At 60.3% G+C, this 23,758-nt stretch carries 24 protein-coding genes; 12 read left to right on the forward strand and 12 right to left on the reverse strand.

Annotated features, from left to right (window positions below):
• The first annotated feature begins 135 nt into the window (after positions 1–135).
• The 4 genes from purM (at position 136) to AACW30_RS11820 (ending at position 3,131) form a co-directional block, all read left to right on the forward strand.
• Positions 136–1,194, forward strand: coding sequence for a phosphoribosylformylglycinamidine cyclo-ligase (gene purM, locus AACW30_RS11805; RefSeq protein WP_020295613.1), 1,059 nt, complete (start codon positions 136–138; stop codon positions 1,192–1,194).
• Positions 1,194–1,844, forward strand: coding sequence for a phosphoribosylglycinamide formyltransferase (gene purN, locus AACW30_RS11810; RefSeq protein WP_200625074.1), 651 nt, complete (start codon positions 1,194–1,196; stop codon positions 1,842–1,844). Before purM ends, purN begins: the two co-directional genes overlap by 1 nt.
• Positions 1,845–1,852: 8 nt before the next feature.
• Entirely contained in the window at positions 1,853–2,566 is a 714-nt protein-coding gene (locus AACW30_RS11815) for a DUF3108 domain-containing protein (RefSeq protein WP_106576404.1), read from the forward strand.
• Positions 2,567–2,942: 376 nt separating this feature from the next.
• Positions 2,943–3,131 (forward strand): hypothetical protein, encoded by a 189-nt coding sequence (locus tag AACW30_RS11820; protein WP_119742236.1) that lies wholly within the window; start codon positions 2,943–2,945, stop codon positions 3,129–3,131.
• 135 nt (positions 3,132–3,266) lie between these two features.
• Here the strand turns inward: AACW30_RS11820 and AACW30_RS11825 are convergent, their stop codons facing one another.
• From AACW30_RS11825 to AACW30_RS11855, 7 genes are all read right to left on the reverse strand, one after another.
• The gene (locus AACW30_RS11825) at positions 3,267–3,812 is read right to left on the reverse strand and encodes a DUF2058 domain-containing protein (protein ID WP_014719402.1); all 546 of its coding nucleotides are present in this window, start codon (positions 3,810–3,812) and stop codon (positions 3,267–3,269) included.
• A gap of 25 nt (positions 3,813–3,837) precedes the next feature.
• Positions 3,838–4,671, reverse strand: a complete 834-nt coding sequence (gene mazG / locus AACW30_RS11830; protein ID WP_106576402.1) for a nucleoside triphosphate pyrophosphohydrolase — start codon at positions 4,669–4,671, stop codon at positions 3,838–3,840.
• 153 nt (positions 4,672–4,824) lie between these two features.
• Positions 4,825–7,068: a GTP diphosphokinase gene (gene relA / locus AACW30_RS11835; RefSeq protein WP_017134872.1), complete on the reverse strand. Its 2,244-nt coding sequence runs from the start codon at positions 7,066–7,068 to the stop codon at positions 4,825–4,827.
• 138 nt (positions 7,069–7,206) lie between these two features.
• Positions 7,207–8,559, reverse strand: a complete 1,353-nt coding sequence (gene rlmD, locus AACW30_RS11840) for a 23S rRNA (uracil(1939)-C(5))-methyltransferase RlmD (RefSeq protein WP_200625075.1) — start codon at positions 8,557–8,559, stop codon at positions 7,207–7,209.
• The gene (gene cysM, locus AACW30_RS11845; RefSeq protein WP_200625076.1) at positions 8,559–9,461 is read right to left on the reverse strand and encodes a cysteine synthase CysM; all 903 of its coding nucleotides are present in this window, start codon (positions 9,459–9,461) and stop codon (positions 8,559–8,561) included. Before cysM ends, rlmD begins: the two co-directional genes overlap by 1 nt.
• A 241-nt stretch (positions 9,462–9,702) precedes the next feature.
• Complete coding sequence (locus AACW30_RS11850) at positions 9,703–10,308, reverse strand: tRNA-uridine aminocarboxypropyltransferase (protein WP_200625077.1); 606 nt, start codon at positions 10,306–10,308, stop codon at positions 9,703–9,705.
• Between the two features lie 4 nt (positions 10,309–10,312).
• Complete coding sequence (locus AACW30_RS11855; RefSeq protein WP_049712094.1) at positions 10,313–11,206, reverse strand: LysR family transcriptional regulator; 894 nt, start codon at positions 11,204–11,206, stop codon at positions 10,313–10,315.
• Between the two features lie 247 nt (positions 11,207–11,453).
• On the opposite strand from AACW30_RS11855, the gene speB reads away from it, so the two are divergent.
• From speB to AACW30_RS11875, 4 genes are read left to right on the forward strand one after another with little or no spacing between them, the layout of a single operon-like run.
• On the forward strand, positions 11,454–12,404 hold the full coding sequence (speB, locus tag AACW30_RS11860; RefSeq protein ID WP_106576398.1) for an agmatinase: 951 nt from the start codon (positions 11,454–11,456) through the stop codon (positions 12,402–12,404).
• Positions 12,404–12,826, forward strand: coding sequence for a YybH family protein (locus AACW30_RS11865; RefSeq protein WP_200625078.1), 423 nt, complete (start codon positions 12,404–12,406; stop codon positions 12,824–12,826). The genes speB and AACW30_RS11865 overlap by 1 nt, the downstream gene beginning before the upstream one ends.
• A gap of 21 nt (positions 12,827–12,847) precedes the next feature.
• Positions 12,848–14,362 (forward strand): purine-cytosine permease family protein, encoded by a 1,515-nt coding sequence (locus AACW30_RS11870; protein WP_200625079.1) that lies wholly within the window; start codon positions 12,848–12,850, stop codon positions 14,360–14,362.
• Between the two features lie 24 nt (positions 14,363–14,386).
• Positions 14,387–15,769 carry a sodium:solute symporter gene (locus tag AACW30_RS11875; RefSeq protein ID WP_200625080.1) on the forward strand — a complete coding sequence of 461 codons (1,383 nt, stop codon included), beginning with the start codon at positions 14,387–14,389 and terminating at the stop codon, positions 15,767–15,769.
• Between the two features lie 197 nt (positions 15,770–15,966).
• On the opposite strand, the gene AACW30_RS11880 is transcribed toward AACW30_RS11875, so the two are convergent.
• Together AACW30_RS11880 and ptrR are read right to left on the reverse strand one after the other, a co-directional pair.
• Positions 15,967–16,089 (reverse strand): PA1414 family protein, encoded by a 123-nt coding sequence (locus tag AACW30_RS11880; protein ID WP_256347311.1) that lies wholly within the window; start codon positions 16,087–16,089, stop codon positions 15,967–15,969.
• A gap of 142 nt (positions 16,090–16,231) precedes the next feature.
• Positions 16,232–17,125 (reverse strand): putrescine utilization regulator PtrR, encoded by an 894-nt coding sequence (ptrR, locus tag AACW30_RS11885; RefSeq protein ID WP_119742222.1) that lies wholly within the window; start codon positions 17,123–17,125, stop codon positions 16,232–16,234.
• A gap of 103 nt (positions 17,126–17,228) precedes the next feature.
• On the opposite strand from ptrR, the gene AACW30_RS11890 reads away from it, so the two are divergent.
• Positions 17,229–18,446 carry a YbfB/YjiJ family MFS transporter gene (locus tag AACW30_RS11890; protein ID WP_179676933.1) on the forward strand — a complete coding sequence of 406 codons (1,218 nt, stop codon included), beginning with the start codon at positions 17,229–17,231 and terminating at the stop codon, positions 18,444–18,446.
• Here the strand turns inward: AACW30_RS11890 and AACW30_RS11895 are convergent.
• The 3 genes from AACW30_RS11895 to AACW30_RS11905 all read right to left on the reverse strand — a co-directional run bounded on the left by AACW30_RS11895 (position 18,358) and on the right by AACW30_RS11905 (position 21,346).
• A complete protein-coding gene (locus tag AACW30_RS11895) occupies positions 18,358–19,800 on the reverse strand; it encodes an NCS1 family nucleobase:cation symporter-1 (protein ID WP_179676932.1) in 1,443 nt (480 codons plus the stop codon). The two genes, AACW30_RS11890 and AACW30_RS11895, sit on opposite strands and share 89 nt — an antisense overlap.
• Before the next feature lie 198 nt (positions 19,801–19,998).
• Positions 19,999–20,397, reverse strand: a complete 399-nt coding sequence (locus tag AACW30_RS11900; RefSeq protein WP_119742218.1) for a DUF2177 family protein — start codon at positions 20,395–20,397, stop codon at positions 19,999–20,001.
• Positions 20,398–20,509: 112 nt separating this feature from the next.
• Positions 20,510–21,346, reverse strand: a complete 837-nt coding sequence (locus AACW30_RS11905) for a CvfB family protein (RefSeq protein ID WP_017134857.1) — start codon at positions 21,344–21,346, stop codon at positions 20,510–20,512.
• 323 nt (positions 21,347–21,669) lie between these two features.
• Here AACW30_RS11905 and AACW30_RS11910 point away from each other — a divergent pair, with 323 nt between their 5' ends.
• The 3 genes from AACW30_RS11910 (at position 21,670) to AACW30_RS11920 (ending at position 23,726) form a co-directional block, all read left to right on the forward strand.
• Positions 21,670–21,849 carry a hypothetical protein gene (locus tag AACW30_RS11910; RefSeq protein WP_003193095.1) on the forward strand — a complete coding sequence of 60 codons (180 nt, stop codon included), beginning with the start codon at positions 21,670–21,672 and terminating at the stop codon, positions 21,847–21,849.
• Positions 21,850–22,070: 221 nt separating this feature from the next.
• Positions 22,071–22,793 (forward strand): TorF family putative porin, encoded by a 723-nt coding sequence (locus AACW30_RS11915; RefSeq protein ID WP_106576390.1) that lies wholly within the window; start codon positions 22,071–22,073, stop codon positions 22,791–22,793.
• Between the two features lie 66 nt (positions 22,794–22,859).
• The gene (locus tag AACW30_RS11920; protein ID WP_119742214.1) at positions 22,860–23,726 is read left to right on the forward strand and encodes a DUF6279 family lipoprotein; all 867 of its coding nucleotides are present in this window, start codon (positions 22,860–22,862) and stop codon (positions 23,724–23,726) included.
• Positions 23,727–23,758: the final 32 nt, after the last annotated feature.

Consider the following 23,758-nt stretch of genomic DNA (forward strand, 5'->3'; position numbering starts at 1 on the left):
CGGCCCGAGGATGGCCGCTGCCCCTCAAGCCTGATAAAATCGCGCGCCTTCGCAGACCGTCAACGGCTGGGCCTCTTCATGAAAGCCTTCGCCAGCTCGGTCGTTACCCAGAAATCCCCCCTAAAGGCCTGGATCATGAGCAAGCAACCCTCCCTGAGCTACAAGGACGCCGGTGTAGACATCGACGCCGGTGAAGCATTGGTCGAACGCATCAAGAGCGTCGCCAAGCGCACTGCGCGCCCCGAAGTCATGGGCGGCCTGGGCGGTTTTGGCGCCCTCTGCGAAATCCCGGCCGGCTACAAACAGCCTGTGCTGGTCTCCGGCACCGACGGCGTGGGCACCAAGCTGCGCCTGGCCTTGAACCTGAACAAGCACGACAGCATCGGCATCGACCTGGTTGCCATGTGCGTCAACGACCTGGTGGTGTGCGGGGCCGAGCCACTGTTCTTCCTCGACTACTACGCCACCGGCAAGCTCAACGTTGAGACCGCGACCCAGGTCGTGACCGGCATTGGCGCGGGCTGCGAACTGTCGGGTTGCTCCCTGGTCGGCGGCGAAACCGCTGAAATGCCAGGCATGTACGAAGGCGAAGACTACGACCTGGCCGGCTTCTGCGTCGGCGTTGTCGAAAAATCCGAAATCATCGACGGTTCCAAAGTCGCTGCCGGTGACGCCCTGCTCGCGCTGCCATCCTCGGGCCCGCACTCCAACGGCTACTCGCTGATCCGCAAGATCATCGAAGTGTCCGGTGCCGACATCGAGAACATTCAACTCGATGGCAAGCCGCTGACCGACCTGCTGATGGCCCCGACGCGCATCTACGTCAAACCACTGCTCAAGCTGATCAAGGACACCGGCGCTGTCAAAGCCATGGCCCACATCACTGGCGGCGGCCTGCTGGACAACATCCCGCGCGTTCTGCCAAAAGGCGCCCAGGCGATCGTCGACGTGGCCAGCTGGCAGCGTCCTGCGGTATTCGACTGGCTGCAAGAGAAAGGCAACGTCAACGAGACCGAAATGCACCGCGTGCTGAACTGCGGCGTCGGCATGGTCATCTGCGTGGCTCAAGAGCATGTTGAAACGGCGCTGAACGTTCTGCGTGAAGCGGGCGAGCAGCCCTGGGTCATCGGCCAGATCGCGACTGCCCCGGAAGGCGCAGCTCAGGTTGAACTGAAGAACCTCAAGGCCCATTGATGTCTCAGACCTGTGATGTCGTGGTGCTGCTGTCCGGCACCGGCAGTAACTTGCAGGCCTTGATCGACAGCACGCGCACCGGCGACAGTCCGGTGCGCATCGCTGCGGTGATCTCCAATCGCAGCGACGCCTACGGCCTGCAACGCGCCAGGGATGCGGGCATTGAAACCCGCTCCCTGGATCACAAGGCCTTTGACGGCCGCGAGGCCTTCGACAGCGCCTTGATCGAACTGATCGACGCCTTTAACCCCAAACTCGTGGTCCTCGCCGGCTTCATGCGCATTCTGAGCGCCAATTTCGTGCGGCACTACGAAGGGCGCCTGCTCAATATCCACCCTTCCCTGCTCCCCAAGTACAAAGGCATGCACACGCATCAACGTGCACTTGAGGCCGGCGACAGCGAGCACGGCTGCAGCGTGCACTTTGTGACCGAGGAACTCGATGGCGGCCCTCTGGTCGTACAGGCAGTGGTTCCGGTAGAGTCTGCAGATTCAGCGCAGGCACTTGCGCAACGGGTTCACACCCAGGAACACAGGATTTACCCGCTGGCTGTTCGCTGGTTTGCCGAGGGGCGGTTGATTCTTGGCGATCACGGTGCATTATTGGACGGCCAATTACTTGCGGCCAGCGGCCACTTGATTCGAACCTAGGAGATTTTATGCGTCGCGCCTTGCTCTTCGCTTTTGCGCTGTTCGCCTTGCCTGCCGTGCAAGCAGCAGACCTTCACCCTTTCTCCGCCAGCTACACCGCCGACTGGAAACAGTTGCCCATGAGTGGTTCGGCCGAACGCAGCCTGACCAAGAATGACAATGGCACCTGGACCTTGAACTTCAAGGCTTCCATGATGATCGCCAGCCTCACCGAAACCAGCGTGATCCTGTTCGACAAGGACGCACTGCAACCCAAGAGCTACAGCTTCGAACGCGGCGGCCTGGGCAAGGCGAAGAAGATTAACCTGGATTTCGACCACGCGGCCAACAAGGTCACCGGTTTCGAAAACAAGGACCCGGTCAACGTGACGCTCGAAAGCGGCATGCTCGACAAATCGACTTATCAGCTTGCCCTGCAGCGCGACGTCGCCGCCGGCAAAAAAAGCATGAGCTACCGCGTGGTCGAGGGCACCGACGTCGATACCTATGACTTCCGCGTGATCGGCCCGGAAAAGGTCCAGACCAAGGCCGGCGCCATTGATGCGATCAAGGTTGAGCGCGTGCGCGACCCCTCCCAGAGCAAGCGCATCACCCAGATGTGGTTTGCCAAGGACTGGGGCGGCATCCTGGTTGCCCTGCGTCAGGTGGAAACCGACGGTAAGGAATACAACATCATGCTGCTGGACGGCACCGTTGACGGCAAGGCTGTCAAAGGGAGCTGATCGGCTGATGAGCTGAAAAACAAGCCTCGCTGAATGCGGGGCTTTTTTTCGCCTGCAGTTTGTGTGCTGGGCGTTCTACCGCTATCGCAGGCAAGCCAGCTCCCACATTGGAATGCGTTTCCATGTGGGAGCTGGCTTGCCTGCGCTAGCTTTGGAGCAAGCACTACAAGACTAAAGCCTAAGAGGAACATGAAACTTTTGTCATAAAACTCAGGCGCCTGCGACGCAATGTCGCGGATTACGCGGCCTGCGGGACAGTTGCAGTTTGTGCAATGAATTGTTGCGTGCAAAATCGGTTTACTTAGCAAGCTAACAAAACATATAAAAGAGGCCTGCGACGACTTGCCGCAGATCAACCAGAGATTGGAGCAAGCAGATGACTGTAAAAGTAACTGAACGCGACGATGCACACATGTCTCACGAAGCACTGGGCCATGGGATTCACATCTGGGATGTCCATCAACAAGACCAACTGGTCGGCATGTTCCACAACGAGAGCGAAGCCCACAATTATAAAAACGAGCTCGAATCTCTAGAGATGAAACGCCAGGCACAAAGCTCCTGAATACTGAAATCCACTAGGCTCCCCAGCCCCACGCAGCCAGGGTGCCTATAAACACAAACCCCGCCTTTTGAGCGGGGTTTGTGTTTATAGGCTTTGGCCTTGGGCGCGCCTCGCACGCCCGAGTGTTTTAACGCCTTACCACATCAGATCATCCGGGATCTGGTAGGCCGCGTAAGGATCATCCTCATCCGGCACCTGGCTTTCGGTCAGGATATTGAGCTGCACGATACGCTCTGGCGCACGCTCCTGAATCTTCAACGCTGCCTCACGCGGGATCACCTCGTAACCGCCGCCATGGTGCACGATTGCCAGGGAGCCGTTGCTCAGCTTGTTGCGCATCAGCGTGTTGACCGACAGGCGCTTGACCTTCTTGTCATCGACGAAGTTGTAGTAGTCCTCGGTGGTCAGCTTGGGCAGGCGCGAGGTCTCGATCAATTGTTTGACCTGGGCCGTGCGGGCCTTGGCCTCAGCTTTTTCCTGCTGCTGGCGGTTAAGCTCCTGGTCGCGCTTGACCTTCTCGGCGTGCGCCTCGGCGGCCAGGCGTGCCTGGGTGTCATCCACCTCGGCTTGGCCCTTGTGGACCAGGCGCTGCTGCTTCTGTTTCTCTTTGCCGACCTGCTTGGCCTGCTTTTGATTGACCAGACCTGCTTTAAGCAACTGGTCGCGAAGGGAAAGGCTCATGGTGCTCACTCACTTAGGCAACTGCTTAACCGCAGCTGGACAGATTCTTTTCCTGGCGTTTGGCTTCACCCCACAGGGCGTCCAACGCTTCGAGGGTGCAATCTTCTATGGATTGGTGCGTATCGCGCAATGCCTGCTCGATAAATCGGAAACGTCGTTCGAACTTGGCATTGGCGCCACGCAACGCAGCTTCCGGGTCAACCTTCAGGTGCCGCGCCAGGTTGACCGCTGCAAACAGCAGGTCACCGACTTCATCGGCAATCGCCACCGGGTCGTTATCGGCCATGGCTTCGAGCACTTCATCCAGCTCTTCGCGCACGTTGTCCACCACCGGCAAGGCGGCGGGCCAGTCGAAGCCGACCTGGCTGGCGCGCTTTTGCAATTTGGCAGCGCGCGACAGCGACGGCAGCGCCGTGGGCACGTCATCAAGCAGGGACAGCTGCTGTGGCGCGTCGGACTTTTCCGCGCGCTCCTCAGCCTTGATCTGCTCCCAACGCTCCTTGACCTGCTCTTCGCTCAGCTGAGGAATATCCAGCGGCGCATACAGATCACCCGTGGGAAACACGTGAGGATGGCGGCGGATCAACTTGCGGGTGATGCTGTCGACCACACCGGCAAACTCAAAACGCCCCTCCTCCCGCGCCAGCTGGCTGTAATACACCACTTGAAACAACAGGTCGCCCAGCTCACCTTGCAGGTGATCAAAGTCGCCGCGCTCGATGGCGTCGGCAACTTCATAGGCCTCTTCGAGGGTGTGCGGGACGATGGTTGCGTAGGTTTGCTTGATGTCCCACGGGCACCCGTACTTTGGGTCGCGCAGGCGGTTCATCAGGTGCAGCAGGTCTTCAAGTGAATACATCAGTCTCTTTCCGCCGAGGTGAGAACGCTGAAGATCAAATGTGGGAGCGGGCTTGCTCGCGAATGCGGTAGGTCAGCCAATGCATCCGGCACTGACACACCGCTTTCGCGAGCAAGCCCGCTCCCACATTTTAATCCGCGCTCATCCAGCTGCTCATGGTGTGCGATTACGCCGCGTTTCAATGATGTTCGGCAACTGAGAAATCCGCCCCAGCAACCGACCCAACGCGTCCAGCCCCGGAATCTCGATGGTCAGGGACATCAACGCCGTGTTGTCCTCTTTGTTCGAGCGGGTATTGACCGCCAGCACGTTGATCCGCTCATTGAGCAGCACTTGCGACACGTCACGCAGCAGGCCGGAACGGTCGTAGGCGCGAATGATGATGTCCACCGGGTAAGTGAGCACCGGCACCGGGCCCCAGCTGACCTGGATGATCCGCTCCGGCTCGCGCCCGCCCAGTTGCAGCACCGAGGCGCAATCCTGGCGGTGAATGCTCACGCCACGGCCCTGGGTGATGTAACCGACAATCGCGTCGCCTGGCAACGGCTGGCAGCAGCCGGCCATTTGCGTCATCAGGTTACCCACGCCCTGAATCTGGATATCGCCGCGCTTGCCCGGTTTGTAGCCGGTGGCTTTGCGAGGGATCAGCTCCAGCTGCTCGCTGCCGCGCTCCGGCTCGACCAGTTGCTGCGCCAGATTGACCAGTTGCGCCAGGCGCAAGTCGCCGGCGCCAAGGGCTGCGAACATGTCCTCGGCGATCTTCATGTTGGCTTTTTCGGCCAACTTGTCGAAGTCCACCTGCGGCAGGCCCAGGCGCGCCAGCTCGCGTTCGAGCAAGGTTTTACCGGCCGCGACGTTCTGGTCGCGCGCCTGCAATTTGAACCAGTGAACAATCTTCGCGCGTGCCCGCGACGTGGTGATGTAGCCCAGGTTCGGGTTCAGCCAGTCGCGGCTCGGCGTGCCGTGCTTGCTGGTGATGATCTCGACCTGTTCACCGGTCTGCAGGCTGTAGTTGAGCGGCACGATGCGCCCGTTGATCTTGGCGCCCCGGCAGTTGTGACCGATTTCGGTGTGCACGCGGTAGGCAAAGTCCAGCGGCGTGGCGCCCTTGGGCAAGTCGATGGCGTGGCCGTCGGGGGTGAAGATATAGACGCGGTCGGGCTCGATATCCACCCGCAGCTGTTCGGCAAGGCCGCCGATGTCGCCGAGTTCTTCGTGCCACTCAAGCACTTGGCGAAGCCAGGAGATTTTCTCTTCGTACTGGTTGGACCCGGCTTTGACGTCGGTGCCCTTGTAGCGCCAGTGCGCGCACACCCCAAGTTCAGCCTCTTCGTGCATGGCGTGGGTGCGGATCTGCACCTCCAGCACCTTGCCCTCGGGGCCGATCACCGCAGTGTGCAGGGAGCGATAGCCGTTTTCCTTGGGGTTGGCGATGTAGTCGTCGAACTCCTTGGGAATGTGCCGCCACAAGGTGTGGACGATCCCCAGCGCGGTGTAGCAGTCGCGCATTTCCGGCACCAGCACGCGCACGGCGCGTACGTCGTAGATCTGGCTGAAGGCCAGGCCCTTGCGCTGCATTTTGCGCCAGATCGAATAGATGTGTTTGGCGCGGCCGCTGATGTCGGCGTCCACGCCGGTGGCCTGCAACTCGGAACGCAGCTGGCCCATCACGTCGGTGATAAAGCGCTCGCGATCGAGCCGCCGCTCATGCAGCAGCGTCGCAATCTGTTTGTATTGATCGGGCTCGAGGTAGCGAAAGGACAAGTCCTCCAGCTCCCACTTGATATGGCCGATGCCCAAGCGATGCGCCAGCGGCGCGTAGATGTCGAAGACTTCGCGGGCTACCCGGTTGCGCTTTTCGTCGTCGGCGGTCTTCACCGCACGGATCGCGCAGGTGCGTTCAGCCAGCTTGATCAGCGCAACGCGCACGTCGTCGACCATCGCCACCAGCATTTTGCGCAGGTTCTCGACCTGGCCCTGGGTACCCAGCACCATCGACTGGCGCGGGCTGAGGCTGGCACTGATAGCCGCCATGCGCAGCACGCCGTCGATCAGTTTGGCCACGACCGCGCCGAAACGCTGGCTGACCGTCGGCAACGGAATGTGCCCTTCGCGCACGCCGCGATAGAGCACGGCGGCAATCAGCGAATCCTGGTCCAGCTTGAGATCGGCAAGGATCTCGGCGATTTCCAACCCGGTACGAAAGCTTGACGTGCCCTCCGCCCACAGGTTTTTGGCCGCATTGTCTTGTTGTTCAGACTCACGAGCGAACTCGCAGGCTGCTTTCAAGGCTTCACGGTCCAGTGCCGGGTCGACACTGACGGCATGATCCAGCCATGCCTCGAGATTGATACTGCCGTCGGTGTTGATCGGCTGGTGTGCTCTCACCTGTACCATCTTGCTTACCTTCCCTACGACGCACCTTTAATGCGCCAAAAATCATCGCTGACCTGCTTTACCTGAATAAAGCTTACACACACTCCCTGGCAGGTCACGGCCCTGGAGAATGCAGGCCAGTCGGATTAAACGGGCATCCTAGCCCGCTTCAAATAACGCCATGGCCTCGACATGCGCGGTTTGCGGAAACATGTCGAGGATCCCGGCACGTTTTAGCCGGTAGCCTTGCTTGACCAACTCAACCGTGTCCCGCGCCAGCGTGGCCGGGTTGCAGGACACATACACCAGACGCTTGGCCTTAAGGGTCGCGAGCTTGCGCACAACCTCCAGGGCTCCATCACGGGGTGGGTCCAAGAGTACCGCAGAAAAGCCCTGTTTGGCCCACTCCGCGTCAGTCAAAGGCTGGGATAAATCGGCCTGAAAAAACTGCACATTATGCAAATTGTTGCTGACGGCATTCTGCGCCGCCCGGTCCACCATGGTCTGCACGCCTTCTACCGCGACCACTTCACGCACCTGCCGGGCCAGTGGCAAGGCGAAGTTGCCGAGCCCGCAGAACAAGTCCAGTACCCGCTCATCGGGCTGTGGCGCCAGCCATTCCAGGGCCTGGGCGACCATCGCGGCGTTGACGCCGGCGTTGACCTGCACAAAATCCCCGGGCCGATAAGCCAGCTCCAAATCCCATTGTTCCAACCGATAACCCAGCGCCGAGTCCGTCTCGACCGGCTCCGGCTGGCCTTCGCCATGCAGCCACAACTGCGCGTCATGGAAGGTGCAAAATTCTTGCAGGATCAGCAGGTCCGCCTCGGACAACGGCGCCATGTGCCGCAGCAGCACGGCAATCGACGAGCCACTGAACAACTCCACATGCCCCAGCGCCTGCGGCTTGCTCAGGCGGCGCAGCATGTTCGGCAAACGCTGCATGATCGGTTGCAAGGCTTGTACCAGCACCGGGCAATCATCAATGGCGACAATGTCCTGGCTGGCCACCGCGCGAAAACCCACTTCAAGCTTTTTCGCCTTGGCATCCCAGCGCACGGCCACGCGGGCGCGTCGGCGGTAGCCGAATTCCGGGCCACTCAACGGTGCGGCCCACACCTGCGGCTCGACACCGGCGACGCGAGACAGTTGTTCGGCGAGCATGCGCTGTTTCAGGGCAAGTTGTTCGCCGTGGGGCAAGTGCTGCACGCTGCAACCGCCGCAGCGGCCAAAATGGGCGCACGGTGCCGGACGGCGCAGCTCGCTGGCCGTGAACACGCGCTCGGTGCGCGCCTCGACCACTTTGCCGTGGGCGCCCAATACGCGTGCTTCGACCTCTTCGCCGGCCAGCGCGCCATTTACAAACCAGGTGCGGCCTTCAAAGAACACAATGCCGCGGCCGTCGTTGGCCAGGCGCTCGATGGTCAGACGCTGCTTCTTGCCTACCGGAATTTGCGGGGCTCGGCTGCCGCCCGTCGGTTGAAAGCGCAGGCCTCTCTCGTGCTTGGCCATCAGTTGGGTTCGTCGAAAATGCCGGTCGACAAGTAACGGTCGCCTCGGTCACAGATGATCGCGACGATCACTGCGTTTTCCACTTCCCTGGACAAACGCAACATACCGGCCACGGCGCCACCGGAGGACACGCCGCAGAAAATGCCTTCTTCACGCGCCAGACGGCGGGTGGTGTCTTCGGCTTCGCGCTGGGCCATATCGATGATGCGGTCCACACGCGTCGCGTTGTAGATCTTCGGCAGATATTCTTGGGGCCAACGGCGAATGCCCGGGATGGCCGCGCCTTCCATCGGTTGCAGACCCACGATCTGGATCGCCGGGTTCTGCTCCTTGAGGTAGCGCGAATTGCCCATGATGGTGCCGGTGGTGCCCATCGAGCTGACGAAATGGGTGATGGTGCCCTGGGTCTGACGCCAGATTTCCGGACCGGTGGTGGTGTAGTGCGCCTCCGGATTATCACCGTTGGCAAATTGGTCGAGCACCACGCCATGGCCTTCGGCGGCCATGCGCTCGGCGAGGTCGCGCGCGCCTTCCATGCCTTCTTCCTGGGTGACCAGGATCAGCTGAGCACCATAGGCGGTCATTGCCGCCTTGCGTTCGGCGCTGCCGTTGTCGGGCATGATCAATACCATCTTGTAACCCTTGATGGCCGCGGCCATGGCCAGGGCGATGCCGGTGTTACCCGAGGTGGCTTCGATCAAGGTGTCGCCGGGCTTGATCTGCCCGCGCAGTTCGGCGCGGGCAATCATCGACAGCGCCGGGCGGTCCTTGACGGAGCCGGCCGGGTTGTTTCCTTCGAGCTTGAGCAACAGGGTATTGCTGGTTTCACCCGCCATGCGTTGCAAGCGGACCAGGGGCGTGTTGCCGACGCAATCGGCGATTGTAGGGTACTGCAAGGTCATGGCGTATTCGCAATCCAGACTGCGGGGGCGGACATCATACCGGGAAAGGCTGGCGCGCCATATCACGCAAAGTATGGTGCTTATGGCTTATAGGAATAAGTAAATAGGATGTGTCCTGCAACGGCGCTATCGCGGGCAAGCCCGCGCCCGCAGGTAGCCGGAGGTCGGCGCAGAATCGGCGGCGAATGCAGATCAATGTGGGAGCTGGCTTGCCTGCGAAGGCCACGCGTCGGTGACGCTGTTACCCCAACTGCCCGTTGCCATGATTTTTACGAAACACCTCTTCGCCCATCGCAGAGATCTGTCCCTCAATAAGCGCCTCAAACGGTGTGAGCAATGCATCAAAAGACGCCGGCACCTCCAGCACCTGCAATGCCTGCACAATCGCCTCCACCGTCGACAGCGCCCCCGGCCCTGGCGCCTTGCGCAGCCGGTAACGGGACACCGCACCCTCGGCCAGGGTGACTCGAGGCAACGCCGCCAGTAATGGATTGAGGTGCAACAATTTGCGCGCCTTGCGCCAAGTACCGTCAGGCACCACCAGCAATATAGGTTCGTCAGTCGATGTGTAGGCCTGCAAAGGCTGCGCATCCTCAGCGGGAAACAACAACCGCGCCTGGTAGCCGGGCGGGTTCAATAAGGTCGGCAAATCCTCAAACACCTCACCCACCACCAATTGCGCATTGTTCAACCCCAACGCCGCCAGCCGCGCAGTATTGAGCGCGTGGTTAACCTCGCTCGGGTGCTGCAGCAGCAACACGCGGGTGCGGCTGTCGAGGCTGGGGATCAGCGCGCACAGGCAATGGGTGATGGGCCGCAGGCAGCGGGAGCATTGGGGTCGGGACATGGTTTCAGGCCTGGTTGAGCTGGGCTTTGAGTAAATCGCGGAAGGTCTGGATCAGCGGCTCGCGGCTGCGGCCCCGGCGCATGATCATCGAAAATGGTGCCTGATAGCCGAAGGTCGCCGGCAGCAATACGCGCAGGTCGCCCTTGTCGGCCCAGGCCTGGGCGTAATGCTCGGGCAGGTAGCCGATGTAGGCGCCGGACAGCACCAGAATCAACTGGGCTTCCATACTTTCCACCGTTGCCGCGCTGTGTTTGAAGCCGTGGCGCGCCAGTTCGGCCTGGCTCCAGTAGCCGCGCCCGACCATGCGCTGTTGGGTGATCACTTGTTCGGGGATGCGCCGTTCGTTGAACAACGGATGGCGGGTGCTGCAATACAACCAGTGTTGCTCGCGGTACAGCGGCATGTAGATCAGCCCGCTCATGCGGTTGGAAAAGGCGCCAATGGCCAGATCCAGGCGATTGTCCTGCACACCCAGTTGCAATTCGTAAGGGCTCATCACCGAGAGGTGCAAATGCACGGCCGGGTGTTCCTGGCTGTAGGCGCCAATCACCTCAGCGAACGGCAGCGCCTTGTCGCTGACGGTGGAGTCGAGCACGCCCAGCTTCAATGTGCCGCGCAACTCGCCCTTGAGCGCTGCCGCGTATTGCTCGAAGCCTTCCAATTCGCCCAAGAGGCGCAGGGTTTCCTGATGGAACAGCTCGCCCTTGCTGGTCAGGCTGAACCCGCCCCGCCCGCGATGGCACAGCACCAGACCCAACGCCGACTCCAGCTGGCTCATATAAGTGCTGATGGCCGACGTCGACAGGTTGAGTTCGTGCTGGGCGTTGGCGAACCCCTGGTGGCGCACGACGCTGACGAAGATGCGCAGGAGTTTCAGGTCGGGCAAGGCGTTGGCCATGGGTTCTCCAGAAGCAAACATACAACCTGTGGGAGCGGGCTTGCTCGCGAAGGCGGTGGATCAATCGAACCCGCCGTGACTGACACATCGAATTGGCGAGCAAGCCCGCTCCCACATTTGAGCCGAGTTTACCCCAAGCGTTAGTTTAGAAAAATCTGAACTAAGTATTTGCCCCTGCCGATTCTTCCCGCCCTGGGCTTTTCGCAGAATCGGCCCCTAATAACCACAACAACGATGAGGCACTCCTGTGGACAAGATTTTTCACCAACCACTGGGCGGCAACGAAATGCCGCGCTTCGCCGGCATCGCCACCATGATGCGACTTCCCCACCTGCAAACGGCCAAAGGCCTGGATGCCGCCTTCGTCGGCGTGCCCCTGGACATCGGCACCTCGCTGCGCGCCGGCACCCGTTTCGGGCCGCGGGAAATCCGCGCCGAATCGGTGATGATCCGCCCTTACAACATGGCCACAGGCGCCGCACCGTTCGACTCCCTGTCGGTTGCCGACATCGGCGACGTGGCGATCAACACCTTCAACCTGCTCGACGCCGTGCGCATCATCGAGCAAGCCTACGATGAGATCCTCGAGCACAACGTGATCCCGATGACGCTGGGCGGTGACCACACCATCACCCTGCCGATCCTGCGGGCGATCCACAAGAAACACGGCAAGGTCGGGCTGGTGCACATCGATGCCCACGCTGACGTCAACGATCATATGTTCGGCGAGAAAATCGCCCACGGCACCACCTTCCGCCGCGCAGTCGAAGAAGGCTTGCTCGATTGCGACCGCGTGGTGCAGATCGGCCTGCGCGCCCAGGGCTACACCGCCGAAGACTTCAACTGGAGCCGTAAACAGGGCTTTCGCGTGGTTCAGGCTGAAGAATGCTGGCACCACTCCCTCGCGCCGCTGATGGCCGAAGTGCGTGAAAAAGTCGGCGGCGGCCCGGTGTACCTGAGCTTCGACATCGACGGTATCGATCCGGCCTGGGCACCAGGCACCGGCACGCCGGAAATCGGCGGGCTGACCACTATCCAGGCGATCGAGATCATCCGTGGCTGCCAGGGCCTCGACCTGATTGGTTGCGATCTCGTAGAAGTTTCGCCGCCTTACGACACCACCGGCAACACCTCGCTGCTCGGCGCCAACCTGCTGTACGAAATGCTCTGCGTACTGCCCGGCGTGGCGCATCGCTGATGAGCACGCGCGAGGTGCTGCACGCCGCGGCCGAACTGGTCTCGGCCTTCGCCCGCAATGACCGCGCCGCCTACTTCGGCGCGTTCACGGCCGATGCCAGCTTTGTGTTTTACACCCTCCCCCAGCCGCTGCTCAGCCGCGATGCCTACCAGGCATTGTGGGAAAACTGGCGCCGGGACGAGGGGTTTGAGGTGCTGTCCTGCACGTCAAGCAACGCCTTTGTCAGCCTGCAAGGTGACGTGGCGATTTTTATTCATGACGTGGCCACCGAGCTGCGCATGAACGGGGAGCAATTTTTTAGCCAGGAGCGCGAGACCATTGTCTTCAAACGGCAAGGGTCTGGCACACAACAAAAACAAGGCCTGTGGCTGGCCTGTCACGAACATTTGTCCGCTATGCCGGAAGGGCTGCCGCCCCCTTAGCCAATGTGATCGGAGCTGATCATGAATAATAAAAACAACGATAAAAGTATTCGAACGATAGAAACCAACGGGGTCGAGCAGATCCCGGACCACGAACGCACTGCCGGGCCCAAGGATCTGTTCCGACTGATCTTCGGCGGTGCCAATACCTTTGCCACCGCCGTGCTGGGTTCGTTTCCGGTGCTGTTCGGCTTGTCGTTCCAGGCCGGCGTCTGGGCGATTGTACTGGGCGTGCTGGTGGGCGCGCTGATCCTGGCGCCCATGGGCCTGTTCGGGCCGATCAATGGCACTAACAATGCCGTGTCGTCCGGCGCGCACTTTGGTGTGCACGGGCGCATTGTCGGCTCGTTTCTGTCGCTGCTGACGGCGATTGCCTTCTTCTCACTGTCGGTGTGGAGTTCAGGCGATGCGTTGGTCGGTGGTGCGAAACGGCTGATTGGCCTGCCGGAAACCGACCTGACGCTGGGCCTGGCCTACGGCCTGTTCGCCTTGCTTGTACTCACCGTGTGCATCTATGGCTTTCGCTTCATGCTGTGGGTCAACCGCATCGCGGTGTGGGCGGCGAGTCTGCTGTTCCTGCTGGGCATCTTCGCGTTTGCGCCCGCCTTCGACAGCCACTTCGCCGGCACCGTCGGCCTCGGCCAGAGCGGCTTTTGGGCGGCCTTCATCGGCGCTGCGCTGGTGGCCATGAGCAATCCGATTTCCTTTGGTGCATTCCTCGGTGACTGGTCGCGCTACATTCCGCGTGAGACGCCGAAAATGCGCATCATGCTGGCAGTCGTCCTGGCTCAGATCGCTACGTTGATTCCGTTTCTGTTTGGCCTGGCCACGGCGACCATCGTGGCGATCAAGGCCCCGGACTACATCGCCACCAATAACTATGTCGGCGGTTTGCTGGCGGTGGCGCCTACCTGGTTCTTCCTGCCGGTGTGCCTGATCGCGGTGATCGGCGGCATGTCCACTGGCACCACCTCGCTGTATGGCACCGGCCTGGACATGTCCAGCGTGTTTCCGCGCCTGCTGTCGAGGGTCAAGGCCACGCTGCTGATCGGCGTGATGTCGATCGCCTTCATCTTTATCGGACGCTTCGCCGCCAACCTGGTGCAAAGCGTGTCGACTTTCGCCGTGCTGATCATCACCTGCACCACGCCCTGGATGGTGATGATGATCATCGGCCTGATTGTGCGCCGCGGCTTCTACTGCCCGGACGACTTGCAGGTGTTCACTCGCGGTGAAACCGGCGGGCGCTACTGGTTCAGCCATGGCTGGAACTGGCGCGGACTCGGGGCCTGGATCCCGAGTGCGCTGGTGGGTTTGTGCTTCGTCAATTTGCCGGGGCAGTTTGTCGGGCCGCTGGGCAACCTGGCCGACGGCATCGATATCAGCCTGCCGGTGACGCTGGGGTTGGCCGCGGTGGTGTACCTGAGCTTGCTTCGCCTGTTCCCGGAGCCGGCGGCTGTTTATGGCCCCCAGGGGCCGCTTCGCAGCCCAACGGGAGCAAATTCCCTGGCCACAAAAAGCGCCTCAATAGCCTAAAAAAATAATCGGAGACCCGCCGTCATGGCTTTGGATTTATTCGTCGTACTCATCTACGCCGCCGGCATGCTCGTGCTCGGCTATTACGGCATGCGCCGCGCCAAGACCCACGAAGATTACCTGGTGGCCGGCCGCAACCTGGGCCCGTCGCTGTACATGGGCACCATGGCCGCCACGGTATTGGGCGGTGCGTCCACCGTCGGCACCGTGCGCCTGGGTTATGTGCACGGCATCTCCGGCTTCTGGCTGTGTGCTGCGCTGGGCGCCGGGATCATCGCGTTGAACCTGTTCCTGGCCAAACCACTGCTGAAGTTGAAGATCTTCACCGTCACCCAGGTGCTGGAAAAGCGCTACAACCCGATGGCCCGCCAAGCGAGTGCGGTGATCATGCTGGCCTACGCGTTGATGATTGGCGTGACCTCGATCCTGGCCATCGGCACCGTGCTGCAAGTGCTGTTCGGCCTGCCGTTCTGGGTCTCGGTGCTGTTGGGCGGTGGCGTGGTGGTGGTGTATTCGACCATCGGCGGCATGTGGTCGCTGACGCTTACCGACATTGTGCAATTTGTGATCAAGACCGTCGGCCTGATGTTTATCCTGCTGCCGATCTGCCTGTACCGCGTCGGCGGCTGGGATCAACTGGTGGCCAAGTTGCCGGCGTCGAATTTCAGCTTCACCGAAATCGGCTGGGACACGATCATCACCTACTTCATGATCTACTTTTTCGGCATCCTGATCGGTCAGGACATCTGGCAACGGGTGTTCACTGCCCGTGACGAAAAGGTCGCGCAGTATGCAGGCACCTTCGCCGGCTTCTACTGCATTCTCTACGGCCTGGCCTGCGCGCTGATCGGCATGGCTGCTCATGTGCTGTTGCCGAATCTGGACAACGTCAACAATGCCTTCGCCGCTATCGTCAAAGCTTCATTGCCGGACGGCATTCGCGGGCTGGTAATCGCCGCCGCACTGGCAGCGATGATGTCCACCGCCAGCGCCGGTTTACTCGCCGCCTCCACCGTATTGACCGAAGACCTGCTGCCGCGTTTGCGCGGTGGCAAACAATCGAGCCTGAACATCAACCGCTTGTTCACGATGCTGACGGGCATTGCCGTGCTGGGTATCGCCCTGGTGGTCAACGATGTGATCAGCGCCCTGACCCTTGCCTACAACTTGTTGGTGGGTGGCATGCTGATCCCACTGATGGGGGCGATTTTCTGGAAACGGGCAACCACCTCGGGGGCGATCGCATCCATGACCCTGGGCTTTGTGACGGCACTGGTCTTCATGTTCAAGGATGGCTTGGACGCGAACACGCCGATCTATTACAGCCTGGCGGTTGGGCTGGTGAGTTTTGTTGGGGTGAGTTTGTTGTCGCGACGCCCGCAGGCTGCGGCGGCTAGGGCAATTTAAGGCAGCACCGGCATCAGAGCGGTTTCTTCAGCGGGTGCGACGTCGGATGTCGCACCCGTTTTTTTTACCTGCCACAAACAACGATGGGAGCGGGCTTGCTGACGAAGGCGGTGTGTCAGCCAACATGTGCGTTGACTGACAGACCCCCTTCGCGAGCAAGCCCGCTCCCATCTGTTGAATTCTGCTGGAACCCGAGCTTATCTGCGACGGGGCCGGCGCTGCTCGTCATCCGTGCGAATCGGCACCGGTTGCAACGGAGGCTCGATCAGTCCGAGCGCGACGCCAACGTCATGGAGCCAGTTTTGGATTTTCTCTTTCATGGTTGCCCCCTTTGCGGGTAATGCGGGTCGGCGCGAGTTTTGTCGCCTTTTCCTACAGTGATAGTAGTCCTAAGTCCTACGTAATGCTTGAACGAAACCACAACGAACTATTACTGAATTGATTCAAATCCTGACGGATCGTTCAAGCAATCGCGCGCGTGTCCTGCAATAACTCGGCTTTGCCTTCCTGCTGCAGGTCAATCCATGCATTGAGGTTAGCGCCGAGCATACCCTTTCGCCACATCAGCCAGGTCGTTGCGGTCGCAAAAGGCCCCGTCAGGGGATGAACGGACACGCTGTCCTTGCCTGGCAGGCTCTCCAGCATGGATTCAGACATCAATGCCACACCGGAACCGGCGATCACGCAGGCGAGCATGCCCTGATAGGACTCAATCTCGATGGCCCGGCCCATGGCCACGCGCTCGTGGGAGAACCAGGTCTCCAGCCGCGTGCGGTACGCGCAACTGCGGCGAAAGGTGAACACCGAGCGCCCCGCTACATCCTGCGGCCCGCGCACGGGCGGGTGATCAGCCTCGCAGATCAACACCAGGCGCTCTTCGCACAGTGGCACACCGTCCAAGGTCGCGATGGTCAGCGGGCCATCCACCAATGCCGCATCCAGTCGCCCAGTGATCAAGCCTTCCAACAGTTCACCGCTGGGCGCCGACTGCACCTGCAGGTTCACCATCGGATAAGCCTTGTGATAGCGCGCCAACAACCTCGGCAAATGAATCGCGGCGGTGCTGTACATGCTGCCCAACACAAAATCGCCGGCCGGTTGCCCGCCCTGGACGGCGCCGTGGGCCTCATCGTGCAACGCAATCAGGCGAGTGCTGTAGTCCAGCAGCACTTTGCCGGCGGGAGAAAGCTGCAAGCGTTGACGCTCGCGCACAAACAATTCCACCCCCAGTTGCTCTTCCATCTGCTTGAGCCGTGTCGACAGGTTCGACGGCACACGGTGCAGGCGCTCGGCTGCGCGGGTGATGGAGCCCTCTTCTGCCACGGCCTGGAAAATCCGCAATTGACTGAACTCCATACCTTTCTCCAAAACTGAACAAGTTACTCACTATTATTCATTTTTACAGAAAGTCAATTCGCTTTAGCCTGAAGGTCTTCGCTTGCTAGCAGGAAACCAGAACATGTCACCGCTGATTCGCTTACTCGCCAGCTTTGTCGCCCTGATGATGGCCATGGGCATTGGACGCTTCGCCCTCACGCCACAGATGCCGCATCTGCTCAGCGAAGGGCAGATCGACCTGACCGGCGCAGGCCTGATCGCTGCCGCCAATTATTTGGGTTACTTCGTTGGCGCGGTGGATTCGATCTTCGCCCGCAGCCATCACCACGTGCGGGGGCGGATGTACGGCGGGTTGTGGTTGTGCGTACTGCTGACGCTGGCCTCGTACTGGGCGCAAGGGTTTTGGCCGCACCTGCTGCTGCGCTTCGGCACGGGTGTCGCAAGTGCCTGGGCGTTGGTGATGATCACCAGTTTGAGCCAACCGCTGGCAATTGCCGCCGGCCGTCCACGCTTGGGAGCCTTGGTTTTCGCAGGGCCGGGGCTGGGGATTTTGCTGACCGGTCTGCTGGCTTTGGGCTCTAACCTGCTGGGACAAAGCTCGGCCATGCTGTGGCTGGTGTATGGCCTGGTGGCGTTGGTCATGCTGCTGGCAATCCTGCCGTTCTTGCCTCAGCCGATGCCCGCCGTCGCACACACTGCCCGTTCCGGCAGCAATCAAAGCATCACGCACCTGTGCTGGATCTACTTTCTGTACGGTCTGGGCTACATCATTCCGGCCACCTTTCTGTCGCAGATGGCCAGCGCGCAATTCAACGGCGCCTGGCAGGCGGATCTGTTCTGGCCATGCTTTGGTCTGGCGGCTGCCATTGGCGTGGTAGGCGTGAGCTTGCGCCGCAACAACACGCACACCACCCGCCGCTGGCTGATGACCACCTTGTGGCTGCAAGCGACCGGCGTGTTTGCCTGCTTGCTGGGCAACGGCTGGGGCCTGGCGCTGGGCGTTTTGCTCTGCGGTACGCCGTTCCTGGCGTGCATGATGCTGGTGATGCAGCGCCTGCGTGAGGTCGCGCCCCACGGCTATCAGCGCAGCACCGGGCTGCTGACCGCCAGCTTCGCCATCGGTCAATTGAGCGGCCCGCTGCTGGCCTCGGTGAGCAGCCACCTGAGTGGCGGCCTGCAACCGGCCCTGGTGATTGCCGGCGCGGGCCTGCTGGTAGCCGGCGCGCTGCTGCTGCGCCCTACTGCCGCGGTCAGCCAGCCACCAGCGGCGCCGGTACGCGAACCTGTTCTCGCCGCGCCAGCACCAGGAAGAACAGCCCACCCAGCAAGCACCCGGTAAACCAGGCGAAGTTGGCCATGCCCTGCAACGCCGGGGTGAAGGTGATCGCGACGCCCGCCAGCGTCGCAGGCACCAAGGCTTTGACCGCGGTCCAGTTCACGCCGCCGTCGAAGTAATAGCGCCCGTTTGGGCTGTCATCGAACAAGGCGTCCACATCGATCTTCTGTTTTTTGATCAGGTAGAAGTCCACCAACAGGATGCCGAACAACGGCCCGATAAACGCCGCGAGAATATCCAGCGTGTAGTGAATCATCAGTGGGTTGTTGAACAGGTTCCACGGGGTGATGAAGATCGACGCCACCGCTGCAATCATCCCACCGGCGCGCCAGCTGATTTTGCTCGGCGCGACGTTGGCGAAATCAAACGCAGGCGACACGAAGTTGGCGACGATATTGATGCCGATGGTGGCGGTCACGAAGGCAAAGGCGCCGAGCAGCACGGCCATGCTGTTGTCGATACGCGAAACGGTGGCAATCGGGTCATGCAGCATTTCACCAAACACTGGCAAGGTGCCCGACACAATAACGACGGTGACCAGCGAGAACGCTAGGAAATTCACCGGCAGCCCCCAGAAATTACCGCGACGCACGTCGTGCATGCTGCGGCAGTAGCGGCTGAAATCGCCGAAATTCAGCGTTGGCCCCGAGAAGTAGGACACCACCAGCGCCGTCGCCACGATCACCTGCCCAAAAGCCTGCCAGCCCGAGAGGGATTTTTCCGCCAGGGTAAAGCTGATATTTACCCAGCCGGCCTTCCACACAATCCAGCCGGCCAGGGCAAACATCACCGCGTAGACCACCGGCCCCGCCCAGTCGATAAAGCGCCGGATGGATTCCATGCCCGCCCAGAATACGGCCGCTTGCAATACCCATAAGCTAAGGAAACCGAACCAGCCCAAGTAGGACAGGCCTGCAAAATGCGGCTCTGCATATACCGCCATCTGTGGGAAAAAACGCAGCACCACGATGATCAAGGCACTCGACGCCAGGTACGTTTGAATCCCGTACCAGGCCACGGCAATCAGGCCGCGAATCACCGCCGGAATATTTGCTCCGAACACGCCAAAGGCCAGCCTGCAGATGACCGGATACGGCACCGCCGCTTGCTGGCTCGGCCTGGCGACAAGATTGGCAATCAACTGCACAATACAAATACCCGCGAGCAAGGCGATCAGCACCTGCCAACTGGCCAGCCCAAGCGCGAACAGGCTGGCGGCGAATACGTAGCCGCCGACGCTGTGCACGTCACTCATCCAAAAGGCGAAGATGTTGTACCAGGTCCACTTTTGCGGCAGTGGGCCCAGGTCCTGGTTGTACAGGCGCGGGCTGTAGCCTTTGGGCAATTGTTCGGTCATCGCTTGGCTCCTCGAAATACCGGCCTGCGCTGCCGTAGCAGTGTGCATACGGGAGGCGGCGGGGTTTGTATACGAGGTGTTCAGCAGAATGCGTGCCAATGGCACACAATCCCTCTGGAACGGTGCTCCAAAGGAATTTAGGAAGCGCTAGCGGATAGGGCTCCGCTCAGCAACGGTGCACATGAATCGTGTACACAATCATCGTTGCACCCGATGTGCACATAAGTACCCGACCGTGCAACAAATGCCAGTGAGGACGGTACCCCAGGCCATGTCCATGAGCGCCAACCCAGCAGACCAGCCCTGCAGCGTCGCCCAATTGCTCAGGTCATACGTGCCGTAGGCCACCAGGCCAAGCAGGGCTCCCAGCCGCGCTGCGCGCTGCCAACTGCCGCTCGGCAGGACCACAAACACCACACAACCGATGGCATACAGCAGGTAGAACACCACGGCAGGGAACAGGCGCGGCTGATCAAGCATCAGCGAGCCGAGCAGGGATTTGTAGGTCGGGCCCATGAGGACGCCGAGCCAGAGGCCGTCGAGCACCAGAAACGCAAGCAAGGTGCCGAGGTAAGCGAACAGGGTTTTCTTGGACATTGAAGCGACCTCTGCAGGAGCTGGCTTGCCAGCGATGGCATCCAACAGGACACCACGAAAACCACTGGCCTCGTCGCCGGCGAGCCGGCTCCTACAGAAGAACAAAGCGCACTCAGCTTAGTTCAATGCGATCCGCGTGAATCACAATCTGACCTTGCTTGTAGAGCGCACCAATGGCCTTTTTGAAGTTGCCTTTGCTGACACCGAACAAGTTGCTGATCACCGCCGGGTCGCTTTTGTCGCTGACCGGCAGAGTGCCGTTGTTTTCGCGCAACTTGGCGAGAATCTTCGAGTTCAGGCTGGAGGCCGCTTCTTGCCCAACCGGCTGCAGGCTCAGGCTGATGTTGCCATCGGCGCGAATCTCTTTGATAAAGCCTTTCTCTTCCTTGCCCGGGCGCAGGAACTTGAACACTTCGTTTTTGTGGATCAGGCCCCAATGCTTGTTGTTGATGATTGCCTTGAAGCCCATGTCCGTGGCTTCGGCCACCAGCAAGTCGACTTCCTGGCCCACCTGGTAGTTGGCCGGTGTCTTGTCCAGGTAGCGATCCAGCCGCGCGGTGGCGGTGATGCGCTTGGTGTGCTTGTCGAGGTAGACGTGCACCACGCAGTATTCGCCCGCGGTCAGCTGACGTTTTTCTTCCGAATACGGCAGCAACAGATCCTTGGGCAAACCCCAATCGAGGAATACACCGATGCTGTTGACTTCAACGACTTTCAAACTGGCGAATTCGCCGACTTGAACTTTCGGCTTTTCAGTCGTTGCGATAAGTTTGTCGTCACTGTCCAAGTAAATGAAAACGTTAAGCCAGTCTTCATCTTCACTGGGAATATCTTTGGGGATATACCGATTAGGCAAGAGGATTTCGCCATCTTGCGCACCGTCCAGGTACAAACCAAAGTTAGTGTGTTTAACCACTTGCAAGCTGTTGTAGCGCCCGACTAAAGCCATTTCCAAATACCCTCGTTACGTGGGCGGCATTCTACCCGAGTTGCGCCCGGCACGCGCGCGCACCTGAAAAATCGCGGGCTGGCGTGGCGCTCCAGTGGCACTGCCCCACTCGTCAGATCAGATCCTTGAATTTTGCCGCCCGTCAGGTACTGACTCCTCAAGTGGTTTCGAATTAAAACAGTAAGTTAGGCGCCTATTTCACTGGCAAACTTCGACAATTACCGCCTGACCCAACAATTCCCGGAGGATATTTGCCAAGCAATTGTCAAGTATTTCCTGTACGATGCCTGGCCAAGTTAATTTTCTACAGGTTAGTGGCCGCCATGCGCGTAAAAGCATCCAACAGCAAAGCAAAGCCAGCTCCAGCCGTTGAAACCAGCGAATCGATCAACAGCCAGATTGCTGCGTTCCTCAAGTCCGGCGGCGAAATCCAGCAAATTGCCAAGGGCGTCAGCGGCCAGACTTTCGGCCCGTCCAAGCAAATCAGCCTGGGCAAAAAGTAAAACTCGCGCAACATCCGCCCGCGTTGCACCTAGTCCCTAAGCGTCTTGCCCTCAAGGCGCCAGGACTAGAGCTCGAAACACCCTCTGTGCATCACTCTACAGTGCGTTAATCGACGAACGGGCCTCACCTTCAGGCGTTCGCCGGTATGCTTGCACACGTCTAGAATGGGCATCTGCCCGATTTCCTCTGTCACTGCTCCTCGCTTTTCATGGAGTGAAGCATGCTCAAGCCCTGCTTTTTTCTGATAGCTGCCCTTGCGGCAACCCCTTTAGCGCAAGCGCAGGTTTTCCAGCGTGAACTGGGCGATTTCGACCTGAAACTGGGCACGACGCCCAGCCGTAGCATGGCCCAAGGCCTGGTAAAGCCGACCGCCCCAGGCAGCGGCTCATTTCACGGCGGGTTGGACCTGAGCCATGACAGCGGCCTATATGTTGGCCAGTTCTCACCCAATATGGGGCTGTCGTCGGCCGATAACCTTGAAGTCGATTCTTACCTGGGTTTCAAACGCCCCTTTGACAAAACGCTGGGCTATGAAGTCGGCTTGATTCACTACAGCTATCCCAAGCTCAGCCCTCTGGACAGCCAGGAGTTCTACGGCGGCCTGAACCTGCTCGGCAACCGCTTCGGCGTCTCCTTCAGCAACGACCCTGATCGCCAGGACAGCACGTTGTTTGCCGACCTCGGCGGCACGCAGCCTTTCGGCATCGGCGTCAGCATGAAGTACACCACCCATCAACTGGGCACTCCTGCTTCGGTGGAAGGCGGCTCGATCAGCAGCTTCAGCGATTGGTCGGTGCAGTTCTCGCGTGCGTGGAAAGGCATCGACCTGGACCTGATCTACAGCGATTCCAGCCTCAGCGGTGGCGACTGCTCGGCCTACTCCGGACACAATTCGCAATGCGACGGCCTGTTGACCTTGAAGGCGGCGCGGTCGTTTTATTGACGGGCTGAACTGTCGCACCTCGCTCAGGTTCACATGCATTAACCCCCTCTGCGCAAGGACTCGCCCATGCTGCGTCGGCTCAAATTTCTGGTGGTATTGCTGACCCTCAGCCTGGTGCTCGCCGGCTGCAATCGCGTAGGCCTGGCCTACCGCAATCTGGATGTCATTATTCCCTGGACCCTCAACGACTACCTGGACATGAACGCCGGGCAGAAGAGCTGGTTCAACGACACACTCAAGGAACACCTGGCCTGGCATTGCACCACCCAATTGCCGGGCTATCTGGATTGGCTCGATCGCCTGCAACAGATGGTCGACAACAATCAGGTCACCGACGCCGCGCTGCAGGCCCGTACTGTCGAGGCCAAACAGGCGATAGCCGAGGTCGCGCGGGAAATCACGCCGTCAGCCATCCAACTGCTGCAAGGGCTGGATGACCAGCAGGTCAAGGAAATGAGCGACGCCCTGGCCAAAGACCTGCGCAAACGCCAGGACGAATACCTCAAGCCGCCCTTGGCGCAACAGATCAAGGAGCGCGCGCAACGCATGAGCAAACGTCTGGACGCCTGGATCGGCCCGCTCAGTGACAGCCAGCAGAACCGTGTGACGGCCTGGTCTATCGCTTTGGGCGAACAGAATCAGGAATGGATCGGCAACCGCGCCCGCTGGCAGGCGCAATTCATCGCCGCGGTGCAGCAGCGCCACAGCGCGGACTTCCCGCAGAAGATGCAGCAATTATTGGTGGATCGCGAAAGTCTGTGGACCCCGGAATACAAGGCTGCCTATGCGCGGACGGAAACAGCGGCGCGCAGTCTGATTGTCGACCTGATGGCGGAAAGTACGCCGCAGCAGCGCATGAAGCTGACGCAAAAAATTGACGGTGTGCGCAGCGACTTCAAGGCCCTCAAATGCCTGAAAGCTACCGCCAACTGAGGTTGGCAAGGGGGACAAGTCCCCCTCGCTCA

Source organism: Pseudomonas sp. MF6747, from assembly GCF_963890955.1.
GTDB lineage: Bacteria > Pseudomonadota > Gammaproteobacteria > Pseudomonadales > Pseudomonadaceae > Aquipseudomonas.